The organism is Haloarcula sp. CBA1122, from assembly GCF_009741785.1.
Classification (GTDB): Archaea; Halobacteriota; Halobacteria; order Halobacteriales; family Haloarculaceae; genus Haloarcula; species Haloarcula hispanica.
The window spans coordinates 43,235-62,335 of record NZ_WPCB01000016.1 but is presented as its reverse complement, the minus strand read 5'-3'; the positions used below and the strand labels follow the sequence as shown (position 1 = coordinate 62,335).

Sequence of the window (19,101 nt, the reverse complement as noted above, 5' to 3'; positions counted from 1 at the left end):
CAAGACTCCAGCTTCGAGAGCGGGGCTCGATGTCAGACGGACCTCGTGTAGCGTACTTTTGTGTGCGCCGACGAGGGTGCCGGCGTCGCACTGACTGCAGTGCGTGGAGCGCCGGCAGGTCACGATCTACCAATGCACATGCTCATCTACGCGCTCGTTGAGGCATCGACAGCAGACGCAGCACTCGCCGCTGGCAAAGGCGTTTTCGACAACCTAGTCGGCGTCGACAGGCACTCAGACGCAGTGTTCGACTACTACGTCACGTTCGACGAGAGTTCCACTGTCGCAGGCCAATCCCGGTGGGGCGAGCGTCCGACCGCGGCTCCGGTCGACTCCGAGGCCGGGCAAGAACTCCTTGGCGATGGCTGGGAGACAACGAAATCAGCGTTCGAGCGTAATCTCCAGACGGTCAAAGACGCCCTCGACGAGCTTTCAGACGAGGAGATTATGCGCGACAAAGACCTCGCTCGATGTGCGTTCCAGAGAGTCGGAGCCGCCAAGGGTCCAGAGATTGCACTGTACGAGGAACACGGATGCGGGATTCGCGATCGGGCGCAGCTTGACCGGCTTCTGGACGAGAGTGATACCCTCTGGATCGTCCCCGCCGACGTCCACTTCTGAGGGAGAGCTGCGGCAGTCAGTTTTCGTCGAACCCGATTTTGTGTGTTCCTGGCGGGTGAGGAACACGAATGTCGGAGACTCCTGATTCATGCCCGAGAAAGGAGTGTAACGCAGCAATCGTCAAGACCGAGACTGTCGACGTCGAGGCAGACCCACGCGCTCGTGACCCGCGTACCGAGCCTGTCGTCACCTGCGCGGAAGGCCACCAGCGAGTTATGTAGAATCGCTGGTCTGCGTTTCCGGGGAGTGACGACGCGCACGTCGGGGTCGCGCGCGGTTGGAGACGAGAGGGACACGACTGCACTCGCGCTGGCAGTCGGTCCCTCTCAGCGTGGGGCAGACGGCCGGGCGAAACAGACGGATGTCCGATGGAAAGCAGCGTAGGGCAGACAGCCGGGCGATACAGAGGTATGACTGGTGGATAGCAGCGTGGGGCTGGCAGGCGGGCTGAGAGCGCGAGAGACGAGTGTGTGTCGGCGTGGGACTGACGGCCGGGAGAGACGAGTGGCTGGCTGGGGTGTCGTCTGACCGCCGGGCAGCCGCCGCTGGGCGGCACTCTCACTCTTGCCGGAGCCGGTGCGTGGACCGATGACCGGCGGAGAGGGTTCGGGTGAGATTCGTCTCGTGTGTAGCGAGCAGGGGATTCTGGAACTGCTTGGCCTGGAGTCGAGTCGTGTGGCACTCGTGACGGTGTCGAGGGAGCCGACGGTTCGGCTGGCGGTACTCGTCGAACTGCTGGTGACGGGACTACTGACACTGACGTCGGCGGTATGACTGACTGCGACGGGACTGCTGGCTTCGACGGCACTACTCCGAACGGTATCGCGACGACGGACTCCGTGTCGGACCAGCACACCTTGAAAGCCCCACGCCGCTGGCGGTCGCTCAGCGACATATCCGCGCAAACCGCACGCGGATAGGGGCCGCTGACCCGACTACAACAAGCGCCAGCGGCGTGCCCCTTTCAGTCCCACCGACTGCTACAGCACGCCACAGCACAGCAGAATCGAACGCACGCGTCGGAGTCGCGCGCGATCCGGGTGAGGAACCCTCGCGGCCGGCGCTCCCTCGCCGGAACGAGGACGGGCACTGCGTGCCCTGTGTTCCGGGCTGCTCACTTCGTTGCGCTGCCGGGCTTTCACCCATCCGGCACTCGCTTGGCCGCGCGGGATGCTGGCTCACCGCCACCGCACACGATGGGACCGCCCACCGGGGTGTCAACCACCTACGTCCTTTATATACTATTTTCCCTCGAAACGCGAAACACAAGACGCCGCTTAGAAACCACTCAGACACCCGAATATTGCACTTGAAACAATCCAAATGGTCCGTTATCTTTAAGTAGTCGGCACCCATGCCTTTAGGTACGGAAAGACACGACGCACGCGGCGCTGGCAGGGCAGTTTCACGCCGCAGAAATCGGGTGTAGCAGCACCCGACAAGTGTCTTTCCGTATGGGAACTGAAAGACAATGTACGCTACCAATTCCAGCGGTAAGAAAGCATCGGCAAGCAACCAGACGGTTTCTCTTTCGGCCCACGTCGACGGTGGCCCCGAACAGCTTCTAGAGGCGGTCGCAGAGACGGAGAACGGCGACGAACTCGATTTCAGGATGAATCGGGGTAGCGATAGCCGTGGCAACTTCTACGCCCGGCAGGAGGAGGCATACGACTGGACCCGCTCGACCGAGGTTGGTCCGGACCGGCGGTTTGGCGAAACGCTGGAACAACAGGAAGAACGCCACGGGCGCGAAGCCGAGCAAGCCCGACACTTCGAGGTCGCACGCGCCCACGTCGACGGTGCCGACCGCGAAGCCTCGGCTCGCCAGCTCACCGACGCGGAAACCGGACGGGCTGACGGGTTCCGTTCCCCGGCTGACCCCCGGCAGTGGATGGACCGCGACACGCTGGCGCGAGTCAACCAGCAGGCCGCGACGCTGGCAGACAAAACCAGCCTGTCACGAGCGGCAGCAGGCCGCCGACTCGCGGCCCTTGTGTCCGGGCAGATGGGCGACTGTAACAGCCTGTATGAGGCTTCCTTTACCGTCTTAGACGAGGCCCAGAGCGAACTGGCAACTCCCACGCCTATCGCGGATGTCTCGCCCTACGGCTACGAGTGTACGGTTGAAGGCGAAGTAACGCACATCATCGCGGAGCCAGACGCGCGGAACCAGTACCAAGTCCTCTATATCGAGGACGACGAGGGAACGAGCGCGAAGGTCACGGTCTGGGGCAAATCCATGCACGGCGGCGAGATGGTGCGCACGCTTCACGAGGGCGACCGGGTGCGAATCTCCGGGGGCAAGCCAGACGACTACAACGGTATCAAGACGGTGGCCGTCACGAGCGACACGCTCATGTGCATCATCGAGCGTGGCGACGGTCCCGCGCCTACCGGACACGGGGGCGGCTCGTTCGGTTCGTCCGGCGATAGTCGAACGGCGGCGTCATGGGAAGCAGAGTCAGACACCCATCAGTGGGCCAACGAGCGGGATTCTGACCGCGCGGTCGCCGTGACGCTCGGGAAGGCCCGCTGTCCCGAGTCCGGGTGTTCGGACCTGTTCGACACTGAGCATGGAGCCGCCACCCATCAGGGTCTCGTCCACTCCGAAGCAGACTAACGCCCGGTAGCGAGGGCGTTCCCCATCGAGCGGGGGCTTCCTCAGGCGGTGCGACGGTGCTCGCGCACGCGGCCTCGCCGCCGCCTCCGGCACAGCGGGCGGCGGCGAGACAACCGCGCGCACGGACTGGCACGCCACCGCACCAGCGCGTCGACGTGGGTCAGTCTGGTGGGGGCTGTGAGAGAGCCGATGTCTTGGTGTGTGCGTGAGCGTGGGCCAGCCGGCCCGGGAGAAACCGGGCTGAGTGGCTGGTGGGTCGCGACAGCGCGCGACGCCACCGACAGACTCCCGCTGGTCGTCTGTCGAGCCCTCGTTCGCTGTCGCTCACGAGGACGACGGAACGCTCCGCTCGGCGCTATCGCGCGCCTCGCGGCGGTCCATCGTGCCTGCGGTAGCGGGCGCGATCCCGGCCGGCAAAGAGGAGAAAACAAAGAAGCCGCATTGCATCGCTGTTTAGGTATTGTGAGTGGTCGGAAATCGCTTCAGCGGGTTAACCAACAGTGGATGGGTTTCGCCCCGTTACGTGGGTTATACTTCGTATCATTCGGTCGCCAAATCCCTGGTGAATTCGTCGAGCCAACCATTAGCTGTATCGTTAGCAGGGCTTTCTACCGTTCTACAGAAGAGCGAGGACCGGAGTTCCGAATGAGAAATCCGCCGGTCACTGATGCCAATATCGGGCCTTGACTATCTCGACTCTCGTTGGGAGATTGTCGTGTCTAATTGATTCCAGACCATCTCGAACGCCGGCGGATCGCCGGTGAGGTCCGGAAGGGTGGTCTCCCACTGGTGGCGGATAGTCTCTCGTTGCTCGTCAGGCAACCCATCTGTTAGGTCGACTGTGAGCCCGTCGTGTTCGCACTTCGTCTTGAAGGCGGGTCGCACGTCGGCAAAGTCAATCGTGACTGAATCAGTTTCGAGCAACTGGTAGAGGTCGTAGTAGTCACGAGCGACCCCACGCTGATAGATCGCCCGGAGCTTTTCGGCGAAGATTTCCTCAACGCTGTACGCCTGGAGGCTAAATTCGGGGATATCCTCGTATGTGTGGGTGTGGTGAACCGGGTCGAATGCGACGTGCTCGTCAACCATCACGTCAATACTGGTCGTATTGGGGTGGTTGAGGACTGCCCGGTACTGGATGCTAATGTCGACGTAGTGGGTCGGATAGTGATCCTGCTGCGATTCATGATGCTCTCGAATTTCGAACTCGATACCAGAGCGGTCGGAAATCGTATCGAGGACTGTCCGTAGCTCTCGCTTGGAACCCTGATACTCTCCTTCGACGCCGAAATCGAGATCCTCTGAGAACCGCCATGACTGCGGAAAGTACAGCTTAGAGAGCGCAGTTCCGCCTTTGAACAGGAGATTGTCACCGTAGGCGCTCGTGAAGATGCCCCAGAGGAGCCACGAATTAACGTAGTTCTTTTCGGCGTATCCTTGGCGAACACCCAGTTCGCGAGCGAGAATTCGGAGTCGGTCTTGACTGAGCACTTCGATCAGGCCTCCGTCGGCTCCAGCGTTGCTGGTTCGACGTTGATCTGGAGGCGATACGTGCTGTTGTTTGAGCCCGTTTCAGGCTGCGTTGGGTCCAACAGAGAGTACCCACTCGTGAACGACTCGACGAGGGCCTCGCGGGTGGGAAGATTGATCCCGAGTTGGTCGGCGAGGTAGACGATCCGCTTGGTTGCTGCTCCGTTATCGAGTCGTTCGAGGTACTCGCCGACGGTGTCCCAGGCACAGCCCCGCTGGTTGGCGGTTCGCATCGCAGTCGCGAGCTCTCGAAGGCCACCACAGAATTCGGGGTGGTCCGCACAGTCAACCAGTGTCTTCTCTAGGTCGCTGACCTGCACGGTCGTGCCTTCGATGGATGTCGGCTCAAAGCCGAAGAACTTCCGCTCAGTGACTGTCGTGACGCGGTACGGAACACCATGGATCTCCCGGCTTTGGGCTCGGGCCGGCGTGACTACGTACACCGTCCGGGGGACTTGTTCGGTCAGCCCGTGGTGGCTGAGGGCGCTGTAATAGCCGATGTACATCGGCGTAGCGACGTGGGCGGCGATGAGATATTCGTGGGTTGTGTACACGCCCTTCTCACCGGCAGTCAGTGGGATAATGAGATATGTACCCGGGAAGAGTCGGTCAAGCCACCCCTTCTCAGTGAGGCGGGAGGCGATCTCTCGGGCGGTCTTCGGAGGGATCTCTAGCGTCGTCTCGATGTCGTCGACGGAGATGATCTGGTGGCCCGCGCCAGCGAGTCGTGAGAGGAGTCGACTTTCTCGAGTCGAGAGCCCTTGGCGTATAGTCTTTGTTTGATCTATTGAGCTCATAACTGCGTTTCTTACATAGAGTATAAACTTAGGTTGGCTTTAGCCTTGTGACTCCCTTGGTTGACAGGACGAACAGTAGCGCTCTCATGCAAAACTGAGTTGTTGAGTGAGAACATCTTCGTCTTAACCAACAGAGGCCGGTGTGTTCCCGGAGCTGTTGGTTACCCGTTTTCTGGGCCCGGTGTACCGGGTAGACACACCTCGATTTTGTGTGGCCGCAGGCGGGTGGCGGCCAGACAGGGCCGCCGAGAGGTGATATTTCAAATGGGAGAAATTCGCTGTCCACGCTGCAAGAAGACGTTCCAGACCAAGTATAACCCCGAGCGGTTTCGCGCTGGGTCATTCTACGACGCAGAGCGCGATGAGGAGTACGATCAAGTCTGCGAGGGCTGTCATCGGGAACTGACAGACAAGTGAACTGAGTCTCTTACTCCGCAATTTTTTCGTCAACTGGATCAGGGATTGTCCCCAGTTCAGTCTTCAGTAGTCGCTCTCGCTCGTCGGTATGCGTATCCTCTTCGATCAGGAAGGCTTCGACGGTTTCCCGATCACTGTGATACTGGATTGCTGTCTCGTATCCGTACCGAGTGTTCACGCCTGGTGCTGACCAGTGTATAATACGCACCAGAAACTCGCGATCTTCCCACGTCTCGATCTCGACTGACGTGGTGCATCAAGCTCCCGCCGGGCGATGTCGATCACTTCGTCGACGACCGGCCCGATCGTTTCCATGCTCGGAATCTGACGCTGGTTGGATGGCTGTTGCTCTGGAGAAAAGTGTGGCTGTGACATGAGAACGGTACGATTCAGACTTGTCCGTCATCGCTCAAAAAGCTCCGGGTTGGGCTGGCTCCCCCAGCTGGCACCTGGGGAAAGAACAGTCTCACCAAGTGCCGGATGTATCGCAGGCGTGGGTCTGCCGGCCGGGGCGCAACTGGGCTGGATGGCTAGTGGACCGTCCCAGCGCGCGACGCCACTGACAGACTCGCGATGCTCGTCTGTCGTGCCCTCGTTCACTCTCGCTCACTCGGACGACGGGGCGCTGCGCTCGGCGCGGTCGCGCGCCTCACGCCGGTCCAATCGTGCCTGCAGTGGCGGGCGCGATCCCCGCCGGGAATCGGACAGTCCCCCGGCTGAATGCCACACTAAATTACGATAGTGAAAGAGTGTGAAAACAAGGCGTGTTGTACTTGTTGGGATTCAGATACAAAGCTCCGGACATGATGGTGTGGTCGCCGGCCGGTGGCTGTCGGGTTGTGCGCCACGAGAAGCCGAAGCGAGCGAGGGTCGAGCGTGGGTCTGCCAGCACTGGCTCAACTCGAGTGTGGTCGTGATCGGCGTGGCCCTGGACGTCGGCGGCCGGCAACGTGCGTGGCACAGTGGACTCACATGACGCTCGGTTGGGCTGGCCTGCCGTGTGCAGTCCCGGTCGGACTCTGGGGGGTGAGGTGAGATATATCTGTTCCCCAATAGGTTTGAGTACAGGTGGCCTGAGCGGATTCGTACCCCTGTTTGTGTCGGGTCTATCGACCCGCTCTCCCACTGTTAGATTGCCTATGCATTTCTCGCAAAAATCGCTCTCAGAACGCCCCGCAAAGCACGGCAAGTTAAAGGACCAATTATTCGGTGAATCACACCCGCCACGTATTGCGATTTTGTACGAATCAGTCACTTAGCTAATAGATTCAGATAGGAGCAAAACCGATTCCGTCTGGCGATTTCACCCAGAATCAGTTAGCTGGAGAGACTTTACTGGATATTTGATAATGGCTCTATTGAGGGGCTACAGCCAAAGGACTCTATCAGTCAACAACCAAAGGGAGATCAAGAGATTATCCGCAAAAGTATAGAATTTCTTAGATGGTATCGTTACTCTGTAGAGAGGCAGTCACATGAACCCAGCCGGGTCGTGCCCCTTCTCTTCTGACTCTGTTTTGTCTTGCTCATCAGTCTCAGTAGCGTCTGATTCTGAGGCCGATTCAGCATCTCCTTTCTCAGCGGCTTCCGTCTCATCAGTGGTGGGGTTCGGTGACTCGTCAGAGGAGAAGTCACCGCTGTTGTCGTCGGACTGCTGGTCGTGATCGCCACCGTCGTACTCACATTCTTCATCTGATAGGTTCGGGTGGTCTGTGTCCGGGGACGTGACGGCAGTGTTTGCTGTTGTCTGGTCGAGTGGGTCGCCCGACTCGTCGTCGCCCAACCCGTCTGTCGCGTCGACGGTCGGCTCGACTTCGGCGTCACGATCCGGGCCACTCTCTTTGGACTCATCGTCGTCGTCCTCACCAAGTGACCCATAGAGCACATCATCAAGTCGGGCCCGAGTGAACGAGAACCAGCTGTCACTCTCTATGTCGGTGTCATCCTCAGAGGGTTCCGGCTCCGAACTGCCCGGCGACTCCGCACCCTGTGCCGGGAGGCTATCGCGAACATCCGCCAGTTCATAAGACTGCCCGTGGACCCACGTCGTCCGAGAGACGGCAACGCACTCACCGGGCTGGAAGTCTCGGAGCAAGCCAGACGTGACCGGCGTCTTGTCCTTCTCTTTGTACGTGTCCCGAGCCTGCGTCCGGGGGGTTCTCGCCGCGCCCTTGGTGACTCATCGATACCATCTCGGAGCGATCATACTGTCGACTCTCGCCGAGTTCGTCGAGGATGAAGTCCGTCGACTCAGTGTCACCCGGCCCGAAGTAAACTCCCTGTGGACAGTTGCCGACAATCCCAGAGATTGTACTGTACGTGTCCTTGAGCTGGCCGATTGTCTGGACGCCGACCAGTGCCCGAGCCTTGCGTTTCCGGCCTCGGGCGGTAAGGTTCGTCACCTGAGTAAGCGCCGGCAGCGCGTCAATCTCGTCGAGGATGTGGACCGTCGGGTTCGAAGCGTTCATTGCGTAACGGATCGACCAGTCCGCGAGCAGTTGATACATCGGCCCGAGCGTTTCCAGTTCCGTTGGGTTCGAGTCAATGATGAGGACCCGGCCTTCCGGGTTCTCGATGTACTCTTGCAGTGAGAACTCCCCGTAGTCACCGAAGTCGCCGGTGAAGACGGGATCAACGTTCTCCTTGATGGTCTGGTAGACGTTCTGTGCGCCTTTGCCCTTGTCAGGGTCGATATGACCTGAGTCCAGCCGGTCGAACTCGTCAAGGGCTTTCTTGAGCGCGATATGGCCCTCGTTGAGGAGTGAGACGATATCGGCATGACAGAGCGCGTGACGGCGATTGTTCTTTTGTGCGCTGAGATGCAGGTACATCAGCATCTCTGCGAAAGTCTGTTTGGCGGGCCGATGGAATGGGTCGTGGCCGTCGGCTTCGCCGAAGATCGCGCCGGCGACCTCGCGGAAGTCCGACTCCGAGTCAGCATCCTTGAACAGATTCCAGACTACGTCGCTGTCTTCATGGCGGATGCGCTGAACCTCAAAGCCCAGCTCCGAATAGAACTCTTGGAAGTCCTCGCCAGTATCGTGAGCGATGACTGCCGTGTTACTGTAGTACGGGAACTGGTAGGCCAGTAGTTTCATCATCGACGTCTTGCCCGACCCAGTCTCGCCCACGACGGCTGTAGAGACATCTTGATCGAGCGTGAACGGCATTTCGGCCTCTTCGTGTTCGTGAGAGACTTCTTCGAGCGGGACAACGGACTCTCCGTCGTCGTGGTCCCACTGGTTCATCGCGAGCATTTCCGGCGAGGTCCGGCGGAGTAGTTCCCCTGAGAACACGATACCGATTGAGATGGCATACAGGATCACCGTGGTCGAGTACGAGACCATCGGCAGTGACAGGCCGGGCACGGTGAAGTCAGCGAACAGTGTCCCCACTGAGATAGCAGCCAGAACGTGTGCGAACGGGAACAACAGCGCTGCGCTGGGTGTCTGGACGAGCACATCGTAGAAGAACGCCGCGCTGATGAGTCCGAAGCCGAGGTAGATGTAGCGCCACGCCCAGAATCGCTTTGGGAGAATCTTGTCGCTGTCGACGATCATCGGCGGGAACAACAGCATGAACCCGGCCCAGACGAACCCGACGACGTTGTCGTACTTGAGGCTATTCGGGACTTCGCCAGAGCGTTGTCCCGGTGGTGCAGAGGAACTAGAACTCACTGCCACCACCCGACTTCGCGTTCGGGTTCCTGCTCGCGTTCAAGATCAACTTCGGGTTCGCGTTCAGTTGCCGCCTGTTCTTCGGCTCTCTCCGCAGCACGTTCTGAGAGTGGCTCAGTTTGGCGCTCATCGCTCGCGTTCTCAGCCGTGGGCTGTCCGGCGTCTTTTTGCTGGCCCTTCTCAGTCGCCCGCTTGAGGGCTTTTTCTGCTTCGGGGTTCAGCGACAGTTCTGCCTCGTGGTACTGCTCCCGAGCTTCTTCATCCACGACCCGGCCAATGTCCTCCGGAGCATCGCGAGGGGCAGCCGTTGGGTCGCGTGTTCGAGCGGGTTCTTCAAATACGACCGCTGCTTGTTCGCGCATCTGTCGGATATCTTCGCGATCCATCTCCAGCTCTGCTGGTTCCCCAGTTGCCGCGACGTGTGCGTGTGGGAACTCCGTATTCTGGTGGACACCGTATACGTAGTCAGTTGTCGGCTGCCGGGCGAACTCGCGGTTCATAAGTTCCCGAGTGTTGGCATTCACCTCTTCTGGTGAGTATTCTCCAGTGGGGTCAGGAGAGACGATCAGATGCCGCTGAAATCCGAATTCTCGACTCTTGTCGACGAACCGATTCACCTCTGGGTCGGACAGTTCTCGCCCGGCCGGATTCCGTAGGTCAACTGTCGCGCCGGCGTCCTGGTCCCGGTCGCGCCGGATGTAATCAACGAGATTCCCTGCTCCATTCCGCTGATAATCCGTTGGCAGTATCATGCACCGTCACCCCCAGCATTAGTCGCCACCGAGGACTCACGACCCTGCTCTCCTGAGTCGGTATCACTCCCGTTTGTTGCCTCTGTAGCTGGCTCCCGTCCAATGCGGTCGGTCGCAAACTTCATCGCTAATCTGAGGTGTGCATCATCGTGGTCCTCCTGCAGTAGTTTCCAGATAGCTATGGTGTATGCTGTCCGGACTTTCTGGACCGTCTTCAGTTCCTCCAGCGTCTCGGATTTGAACTCGTCCAGCTCAGCCGTGATGTCACTCCGGATATTCTCCATAACGAGTTCGAGTTGCGTATCAGTCCCGTACCGCTCAAACTGGGTTTCACCAGTTTCGCGGTCGATATACTCTTCAACGAGACTGTGGCCGATATCGGAGATCGTCTTGCCTTCTATTTCAGCCCGCTCTTTGATCCATTCCTTGTTTTCACTGGTCGTGTATATCTGAAGAACTTCATCTCGCTCTGTCATCAGTCATCACCTCCGCCAACTTTCGCTACCTGCTCCTGCAGTTTCTCTGGCGCTTCCTCCATTGCGGCAGCCCGGGTATCAGCATCATACTTACTCGAAATCAACTCCCACAGTGCTACAGTATGGCACAGTTCTTGATCTGTGTCGATATCCGTTGCAGCGCTCACTTCGCCAGTGACGCTATCAGCAAGGTCTTGCAGTTCATCTGCAACCCCTAGTTCGTTAGCACGTTGCTCCTGCAGTTCACGAGATATACGCTGTTCTGCCGCTTTAAGCAGGAACTGAGTTACCGTTTCGTCGTTCTTCTCAGCTTGCGTTACAATCTGTTTCTTCTTCTCTGCGCTCATCGAGAATGTGATACTTTCATCCATGTGAATCACTCCGTAGTGTCAAACTCCACATCAGTCTCTGCCTCGATACCACCGTCAGCGACAACTGCTTCTGGCTGTGCCTGGTCAAGGGCCACAGACACCGCGTCCACCAACTCGTCTTCGCTGAGTCCGTTGAGGACGTGTTCAGCTTTCTCCGGGGACAATCCACGATTCGCTAGCTCTTGCTCGACCGCTTTCGAGCGAACGAACTCTTCGAAGTCAGCAGCGCGGGAGTCAGCCTCGTGAGCAACAACGTCGAGCGTATCTTCCGCGTCAGCGTCGAGGTCAATGATCTGCTTCTCTTCCCACGACGTCTTGATCGTTAGCGGGTAGTCTCCGTGTTCGTCGACGCGAACCAGCGCTTGTGAGTAGCCCTGTCCGTCGCCCAATGACTCCTTGCCGGCTTCGGCGTGCTGGATGTAGGATTGCTGTTCGTCCGTTAGTCCGGCGCTTGTTGCCGTCTCGTCGCCCAGTTCCGGCTCGCGGTGATGCACCTTGATCGGGCACATTCCCGCGATTTCCTCGGCTGCGCCCTTGTCCTCGAACTCAGAGAGCGTCTGGGACAGCATCACTAGCCGGAGTCCGGCGTGGCGCTGGTGCCGCGCAATCTGGTTCAGCGACTCCAAGTTCGCGTCGTCGTTGAACAGGTAGTGAGCTTCGTCGATGATGATCTCGACCTTCTGCTGCATATTCTTGGCCTGCTGGTACAGCGTGCTCAGCAGCAGTTGCATGATGAACGACTGCTTGCCGAGGCCACTGCCCGAGCCTTCGACCTGCTGGAGGTCCAGATAGACGGCCTTGCTGCTGTCGTCGATCAGCCGCAGGTCCGACTCTTTCGAGAGGTTGCCGAAGGTACTCCCCGGCCGGAACGGATGCAGTGCAATCGAGAGTTCGTTTGCGTACTGCTGGATTTTCTGCTGGGAGGACTCCGTTGTCGCTCCGGGGAACATTCCCGGTTCTTCTTGGAGGCGGTCAACGACTTCGAGGAAGTCGCTCAGGTCCGGCGAGTTCTCCGGCGTGTGCGTCGACGGGTCGGCTGGGTCGATATCCGATTCAGTGAATATCGTGTCGATCAGGAACGTGATGAGGCCGCTGTGCATCTCCAGATCGACATCCCGGGATTGCAGGAAGTTCTCGATGACCCCGTACACTTCGTCTTTCTTCGCTGAGACCGGCTGCATATCCGGGGATTGTTCGAGGACATGAGGCGGTGTCGGATGCATCTCGCACGGGTTCAACGGCGTCTCACCGCTGATTGTGATCGTCTTTGCATCCAGCATCTTCGCGCTGCCGTGCATATCCCCGACCGGGTCGATGTAGATCTGCTTGACGTCCGACCGTTTTTTCAGCATCCGCATCGCCCGAGCCTGCGTGCCGTGGGTCTTCCCGCCGCCGGGCATCCCAGTTACCAGCTCCGAGTGGCCGGTTTCCAGTTCCCACGGGTCGATCAACAGCGAGGAGTCGTTGTGGCCGTGCAGTCCGTACTCGATGCCGCCCTCCATCCGCAGGTAGTTCGACGAGAACGGGAACAGCGACCCGAGTGCTTCCCCGGTCATTGAGGAGAGTCGGTTTTGTCCGAGTTCGTTGGCCCCGATCGGCGAGACGGTCACCAGTCCTGCTTCCTGCCGGCGGGTCGTTCGCTTGACCCCGCAGTTCGATGGTGAGTCTCGCAGGAGCGTTTCGAGCCGGTTCGTTTGCTTCCGGAGGTCTTCTTCGGTCTCAGCCGTCAGCCGGATGAACGCCCCGACACGGAACAGCGACGTGTGGTTCCGCCGGACCATCTGCCGGATGTACTTTGCCTGGTTGACCTCCTGTTCGATATCCTCCGCTTCCAGCTCTCCTTTGTCGTTCTGTAGCATCTTCAGCGAGGAAATCCACTCTTTCATGACCGACACTGCTGTATCAGCGTCGTATGGGTCGATGTGGATTGAGACGTCGACGGCAAGGTCCGTATCCAGCAGCAGTTGCTCTAGCATCCCACTCGTCGGATGCTCGGGATACGTCTCGATCCAGAAGCACCGGGTGTACGTCTCTTGGTCGATGAGGGCGTGGTCGGCTTCCCATTCGATATCCGTCGGCGCGACCAGTGACCGATGGTTCTCACCGGGCCTATGCAACTGGGAGACGAAGTCGGTCTCGTCGACCTCGTAGTCGGTCCCACCGACGTCGTCGGTGTCCATCCCCTCCGCAGCGTCATGGGCTGCGGCACCCTCGCCGTGCTTGATGAGTTCCCGTGCCGAGTACGTCACCGGAGAGACGGAGGCCGCCTCTTCGTACTCGCGTTCCGACCGCGTTTCACAGGCCCAGTAGTCCTCAGTCAAGTGCGCCAGTTCGTGGGGGCTGACCGACCGGCTGCGACACCGGAACATATTGTTGACTGCTCTGTCGACGGTTTCGAGCCGGTCGTGGAGCTTCTTGGCCTTGAACTCCTCTCGCTCGGCGTCAGTGAGCGTGTCACTGTCGAACCGAGTGAACAGCCGCCCAATAACCGGTATCCCGGTCAAGTAATCCGCGATGGAGTCGCTGTTCATCTGGAGGTCGTGAATATCCTCGTCAGTGACCCAAACGACGATGTAGTACTTGCGCTGGAGTTCAGTCTCAGTCTCAACGTTGCCGCTGTCGTCGGTGTAGCGGTTGACGAACTCCATGAGGACGCCCCGGAAGATCGAATGACTCTCTGCGTCGGGGTCGTCGAGTCGGTCGATATGCGCTTGGATGTGGGACTCGTTGTCGACTTCGGCCGTCGTGACGTGGAGTTTCGCCCGGCCAGTCAGGGATTCAGACAGGCGTGTGAGCGATGTGACGGCTTTGTCCCATTTCTCGTCATCTTGTAGCGACATATTGGCGGGCTCGACTTCGACCGCGCCGACGTACGCTCCGTCGACGCGCTCAATGCCGTGGGGCATGACCCGCTCTAATCGCGTGACCTGCCGAGTATCCTGATTGCCCTGGCCGTGAGTGTACTGACGCTTTTTGACGAGCCAGAACAGTTTGACTCGCAGCCACTCGGTCAGCCGGTAGTGGTCCGGGCGGACTTTGTGCAGGATGTAGAGGAAGACTTCCACAACTGCTGTGAGAGCCAACGTTGGGAAGAACAGCGCCGCTGGCACGAACGGCATCCCCATCGCGACGAGGAAGCCAAAGGGCGGGATGAGGAACAGGATGAGTTCCCCCAGCGTGTAGTCGCCCCAGAAGTTGGTCGAATCTCCGAGAGATTCGTGGATGATGTTCGTGTTGTACTCTTCTTCTGAGTCAGCCATTAGTCGTCATCCTCCTTGTGAGGCAAGCCGTCGCGGTACACATCCGGCCCTAATATATCGTCATCAGTCGCAAACACATCTTTGAGCGAGTCATACGACTCGGACTCATCGGACTCCGTGGTCTCAGTATCGTTCTCGTCGAAGTCATCGTCGGAGAACGGCGGATCAACCTCAGATTCGTAGACTCTGGTATCGCCAGAGTTGATCTGCGTCTGGCGCTCCATCTTGGTTTGCTGCTCCATCTTCGTCTGGCGTTCACTAATCGGAGTGTCGTCACTCTCGGAGTCGCCAGACGAGCCGGGCGAGCTGGACGAACCACCGTTGGTGAACCTGCTGTTGAGGGGACTTCCACTGGACCTGCTCCCGCCGCCAGAGGGCGGTGAGCCACCAGAGCCACCAGACCCGCTACTGCCACTGCCGCCGCCAGAAGGCGGAGCGGAACCGCCTGAGCCACCGGAGCCATTGTTGCCGCCGCCTCCGGAGCCGGTGGGACTACTGCCGCCACCGGTGCCAGTGGGGCCGCCGCTAGAACCCCTCTTCATGCCAGCGGGGTTAGCAGCCATCTGGCGGTGGACCATTTGGGCACCCGTAGCAGCACTGCCGACACGTCCTTTTGCAGCGCCTGAGGCAGCTCGAATCGTGCCACCCGTCGCCATTGCTGCGCCGGGGCCACCGACCGCGCCAGCGCCGGCTGTCGCCGCTGCACCACCAGCCGCCGCACCGATCTTGAGTGGCTTTTTGCCGCCGGCGAGTGCCTGTTCGCTGACTTGGATTGCCACGCGGCTACTGCGCTGGATGAGGACCTTCTGAGATTTTGCCGCCAAGTACAGCGTCACGAGGCTGATAAACAGCGACAGCTCAGAAGCCAGTCCCCAGTTTGTCGCCTCGAAGCTCATGCGGATCAGGATCGCAGGCGGGATACCCGCAGCGAGAACGCCGGGATACGCGCCGGCGACCTGTTTCGCCAGTCCAGAGAAGCGGTTCAGCGGCCAGACTTCCACTGCCCAGAACGTCGCGACCAGTGGCATCGACAGCGTCAGCAGGAAAACCAGCAGCCACCGAGTGATGAAAATGAACGCCGCCTTGAGGTAGACGTACAGTCCAACGATCATCAGAACGACGAAGATCCCAAGGCTGAGATCCGCAATCTGCTGGGCTGAGCTGATTAGTGCGGCTGCCTCCTTGGGGGTGTGTGATCCTTTGTACAGTGTTCGGCCAATCGCATCGAAGAACTGCGTCCCCAGCGAGGCTACCGGGAGCCAGAAGAACAGCGAAAGGAAGGCAACACCGAGTCGGCGTAGAAGCTTCTTCCGGATAACCGGGTTCATCGACCCGTATCTAAGCCCGATCATCGCCAGAACAGAAAACTGGATGCCGAGCGCTAACCCAACAATCCCATCGAAGTATATATTCGAGATTAACGCGTCCCACGGAGCATTACTCGCAGACTCAAATGCGATGTCCACAGGGGCTGCTGAATTCGGCCCTTCCGGAGAAGGTGTGCCTACCATCGGGTCAATAAGCCACTCAAAGAACCCCTCAAAATACCCAATTATGTCTGTTCTGAGTTGATCAAGGAAGCCACTGATACCAGCTGTAATTGCCGACGAGAGCTCTCCAACCACCCTCTCGACAACCTCCTTCACGATTTCCCCAGCAATTCCCGACTGCATTGCTACGTCTCCGTCTCCGTCTTCGTCGGGGTTGTGGTGACTTCCTCTGGCTCACCAACTAGCGACTTTTTGCACCCATCAGTATTGTTATATTTGATGGTCTGAGAAACTGTAACTGTATCACTCCAAAGGAAGTTAACTGCCAGACGGTGGTTGATCTCAGCTATCTCGCCAGCTTCATCAGCTCTTGCACATATTCCTGGGCCATCCTTGAGGAGAAAATCAAATTTAACGGCAGTAGATTCACCGGGCTCCACTGGTACAAAGCGCTCACTTCTCGTTTCACCATCTAGAAGCGTCTGAGATGCTGCGTCTGTGCGTTTCCCCACGTTCCGCACAACCATCGCCAAGCTACCATCGACGAAGTCTGGATGTTCAGCCCCAGGGAGAACCTCCTCAAACTCAAACGTGGTGCCCAGTTCGAGTGGGAGTTTAGTTTCGACGTCGTCACCACGGAGATAGAGCGTGTGCTGGCCCCGAGGTAGCGGTTCGTACGAGTCCTCGCCCTCTGTTAGCGAAAGGCGTGTCCGGGTTTCACCGGGGCTGAAATAGTCGCTGACGAACTCCCGACCGGACTCTGTGATGATGCTGACCGATGAGGGCTCGATCTCATCGGTCACAGCCACTTCCAGAGCCAATTGGCGGCCGTTCTCGACAATCTCAATCGATGTCTCTTCGATGTAGTCGGACTGCTCTTCTGGCGGGCCGCCGCCTCCGTCGCCTCCGTCACTGCTATCAGACAGCCCGCCACTGCAGCCTGCAAGCGCGGCAAGGCTCCCGCTAAGGAGTCCAAGCACTGTTCTGCGGTCGATACTACTGTTTCGTGGTATAGTCTTGTGTGTCATGGATTATACCAACCAACAAATTTGCCTCTCGTCCAGACGTCGTAGCCATACAGCGCCAGCACAGCCGGCAACACCGTCAGGAGCGTCACTACAGCGAGGTCGATGAACTCCGCAAGGTCCGGGAGATTCACTTCGTAGGCGACCCGCTCTTGGGTGTCTCGCACCGGGACAGCACGCCCTTGCTCCCACCAGATTTGGGTCGGACTGTACTGGATGATCGCAGAGGAGACCTCACCCTGGTCAACGGTGACCGTAATCTCATCATCGCCAGACAGTGACCGTTCGACCCGGGACTGTCCCGTTGCGACGGTAACGTTCCCTGCCGCAATCGGGAAGCCAGCCGTCGGTTCGACCCGGACCAGCACGTCCGTCGAGTTGTCGGTCGAGTTGACGACCTCGGAGGTGATATTGACCTCGCGGATTAGCGTCGGGTTCGTCGAGTCCGCTGGCTGTTCGATGCTGTTCCCACGGACGAGTCCGTTGATTTCGAAGTTCTCTGTCCGGAGTTGTTCCGCACTCCGTATCGTGAACCGATCTGCCGTCGTGAACGTCTCCGAACGGTTGATCCGAATCTCCGGCGGGAGCGTCGTCCTGTTGGTTGCGTTCGCCGTCGTGTTCACAGTCGCATTTGTCGGATACGTCGCTTCCAGTGAGGGCACGAACCGCCAGCCGTCGGCACTCTCGTTTTGGACGCGGTTGACCGTGACTGCCGGACCTTCCGTGGTTCGGACAGCGTGGGTTTCGAGTGGTCGTACTGGGGTCGTCGTGTTCTCCGACCAGTTCGCCCAGCCCGGCGGTGAGCGAGTATAGAACCGCCACTTGCTCTGGACTTCGTATCCCCCGTCGAACTGGACGCTTTGCCAGCTGCCGGGGATTACAGTCCCGATCCGATAGTCGTCGGTCGTGGCCCCTCTGCCGTTGGGGACGACGCCGGGTTCGACGACCATCTCCCGCTCCGATAAATTCTCTACTTGGACCGTCCGCGAGTCCGTGACCGTCAGTTCGTACTCGTCAATCTCGTCATCGCCTATGTCCGAGATATTCGTCGAGATCGTCGTGACCAACTGGAGTTCCGTGGTCCCGTTGATCTCCGTGTAGTTGAGCGTGGGCTGGGCGGCAGTGCTGTTGTCCATCGCAGTACCGTTGGCATACAGCGTCGTGTTCGTCGACGTGTTCAGGACGCGGAAGTCGTCCTCGAAGAACTCCGAGATGACTACCCGGTAGTCGTGAATGGCACGCACGGTTCCGTTCGGGCGGACCAGACGCTCCGTACCCGACTTTTCGTGGACGACCGTCGATGGCTCGATGCTGAAGACCGCGACGTAGGCGTCACGAATCCAGATGCCAGAGCGAGTGTCCGTGACGTTCACTGGGTAGGAGGCGTTCTCGATGCCAGTCCGGAACGAGTCGTGTTCGGGCCGGTTCCACAGTATTGTGTTCGATGGCTCGCGAGAAACCATATCTCCCGTGCATGAGGGCAGGACGGCCAGCGTGCCGTTCTCAGCCTCGGCCCGGTCAGCCCGTGTGAGGTTCGGATGATCGGGATCGCCAGACCACAGCGCACGGAAGAAGGTGTGGTTGTGGTTGTAGGACCGGTTCGGGGGCACAACGCCTGCTGTCGCGTTGTCCCCGACAGAGGCATTGGCCGGCGGGTTCGAGGCGTTCTCGTAGCACGAGACTTTCGCGCTGAGGTTCTGCCTTGCTCCAACTTCGACGGACCTGTTTGCTTCTGTCTGGTTCGCCGCTGGTCCCTGGTCGGCAGACTCGTTGCCTTCGGTTCCATTGGTTGCTGTCTCGTTGCCTGCTGGGTCTTGGACGCTGGATTCGTTGTTTTCGGTGCGATTCGTCTGTGTCCCCTCACTGCTGGAGCCATTCGGCGCGGTGGCGTTTTGCTGGAGTACCCCCACGCCACCGTGACTCGCGTCAGTGAGGGAGTGTGCTGTCCCCCGCTCAATCTGGGCTGGGTTGCTGCCAGCGGACGCCGGCCCCGCAGCTGCGGCTGTCGAGAGCAGTGAGCAAAGGGCCGCGATCATCAGCAGTGAGCGGAGTGATGGCATCGTAT

13 protein-coding genes and 2 pseudogenes are annotated in these 19,101 nt (G+C 59.2%); 4 read left to right on the top strand and 11 right to left on the bottom strand.

Features of this window, described 5'->3' with window-relative positions; genetic code table 11:
- Positions 1-132: 132 nt before the first annotated feature.
- From GJ630_RS08630 to GJ630_RS19755, 4 genes are all read left to right on the top strand, one after another.
- On the top strand, positions 133-621 hold the full coding sequence (locus GJ630_RS08630) for a hypothetical protein (RefSeq protein WP_191449729.1): 489 nt from the start codon (positions 133-135) through the stop codon (positions 619-621).
- Between the two features lie 588 nt (positions 622-1,209).
- The gene (locus tag GJ630_RS08625) at positions 1,210-1,395 is read left to right on the top strand and encodes a hypothetical protein (protein WP_191449728.1); all 186 of its coding nucleotides are present in this window, start codon (positions 1,210-1,212) and stop codon (positions 1,393-1,395) included.
- Positions 1,396-2,092: 697 nt separating this feature from the next.
- Positions 2,093-3,241, top strand: a complete 1,149-nt coding sequence (locus tag GJ630_RS08620) for an SOSS complex subunit B family protein (protein ID WP_191449727.1) — start codon at positions 2,093-2,095, stop codon at positions 3,239-3,241.
- A 244-nt stretch (positions 3,242-3,485) separates the two neighbouring features.
- Positions 3,486-3,698 (top strand): hypothetical protein, encoded by a 213-nt coding sequence (locus GJ630_RS19755; RefSeq protein ID WP_217284525.1) that lies wholly within the window; start codon positions 3,486-3,488, stop codon positions 3,696-3,698.
- A gap of 230 nt (positions 3,699-3,928) precedes the next feature.
- Here GJ630_RS19755 and GJ630_RS08615 read toward each other — a convergent pair whose 3' ends face one another.
- The 11 genes and pseudogenes from GJ630_RS08615 to GJ630_RS08565 all read right to left on the bottom strand — a co-directional run bounded on the left by GJ630_RS08615 (position 3,929) and on the right by GJ630_RS08565 (position 19,096).
- Positions 3,929-4,732, bottom strand: coding sequence for a nucleotidyl transferase AbiEii/AbiGii toxin family protein (locus GJ630_RS08615; protein WP_170097527.1), 804 nt, complete (start codon positions 4,730-4,732; stop codon positions 3,929-3,931).
- Positions 4,733-4,737: 5 nt separating this feature from the next.
- Positions 4,738-5,568 carry a type IV toxin-antitoxin system AbiEi family antitoxin gene (locus tag GJ630_RS08610; RefSeq protein ID WP_170097526.1) on the bottom strand — a complete coding sequence of 277 codons (831 nt, stop codon included), beginning with the start codon at positions 5,566-5,568 and terminating at the stop codon, positions 4,738-4,740.
- A gap of 427 nt (positions 5,569-5,995) precedes the next feature.
- Positions 5,996-6,360: pseudogene (locus tag GJ630_RS20005) on the bottom strand (hypothetical protein).
- A 1,096-nt stretch (positions 6,361-7,456) separates the two neighbouring features.
- Positions 7,457-9,662: pseudogene (locus GJ630_RS20520) on the bottom strand (type IV secretion system DNA-binding domain-containing protein).
- Positions 9,659-10,414 carry a relaxase/mobilization nuclease domain-containing protein gene (locus tag GJ630_RS08595; protein ID WP_191449725.1) on the bottom strand — a complete coding sequence of 252 codons (756 nt, stop codon included), beginning with the start codon at positions 10,412-10,414 and terminating at the stop codon, positions 9,659-9,661. Before GJ630_RS08595 ends, GJ630_RS20520 begins: the two are co-directional and overlap by 4 nt.
- Complete coding sequence (locus GJ630_RS08590; RefSeq protein WP_121578348.1) at positions 10,411-10,890, bottom strand: hypothetical protein; 480 nt, start codon at positions 10,888-10,890, stop codon at positions 10,411-10,413. The genes GJ630_RS08595 and GJ630_RS08590 overlap by 4 nt, the downstream gene beginning before the upstream one ends.
- Complete coding sequence (locus GJ630_RS08585) at positions 10,890-11,261, bottom strand: hypothetical protein (RefSeq protein ID WP_050007953.1); 372 nt, start codon at positions 11,259-11,261, stop codon at positions 10,890-10,892. The genes GJ630_RS08590 and GJ630_RS08585 overlap by 1 nt, the downstream gene beginning before the upstream one ends.
- A gap of 5 nt (positions 11,262-11,266) precedes the next feature.
- Positions 11,267-14,521 carry a VirB4 family type IV secretion system protein gene (locus GJ630_RS08580; RefSeq protein ID WP_191449724.1) on the bottom strand — a complete coding sequence of 1,085 codons (3,255 nt, stop codon included), beginning with the start codon at positions 14,519-14,521 and terminating at the stop codon, positions 11,267-11,269.
- Positions 14,521-16,194 carry a hypothetical protein gene (locus GJ630_RS08575; RefSeq protein ID WP_191449723.1) on the bottom strand — a complete coding sequence of 558 codons (1,674 nt, stop codon included), beginning with the start codon at positions 16,192-16,194 and terminating at the stop codon, positions 14,521-14,523. The genes GJ630_RS08580 and GJ630_RS08575 overlap by 1 nt, the downstream gene beginning before the upstream one ends.
- Positions 16,195-16,196: 2 nt before the next feature.
- The gene (locus GJ630_RS08570; protein ID WP_191449722.1) at positions 16,197-17,039 is read right to left on the bottom strand and encodes a hypothetical protein; all 843 of its coding nucleotides are present in this window, start codon (positions 17,037-17,039) and stop codon (positions 16,197-16,199) included.
- Positions 17,036-19,096, bottom strand: a complete 2,061-nt coding sequence (locus GJ630_RS08565; RefSeq protein ID WP_191449721.1) for a hypothetical protein — start codon at positions 19,094-19,096, stop codon at positions 17,036-17,038. The genes GJ630_RS08570 and GJ630_RS08565 overlap by 4 nt, the downstream gene beginning before the upstream one ends.
- Positions 19,097-19,101: the final 5 nt, after the last annotated feature.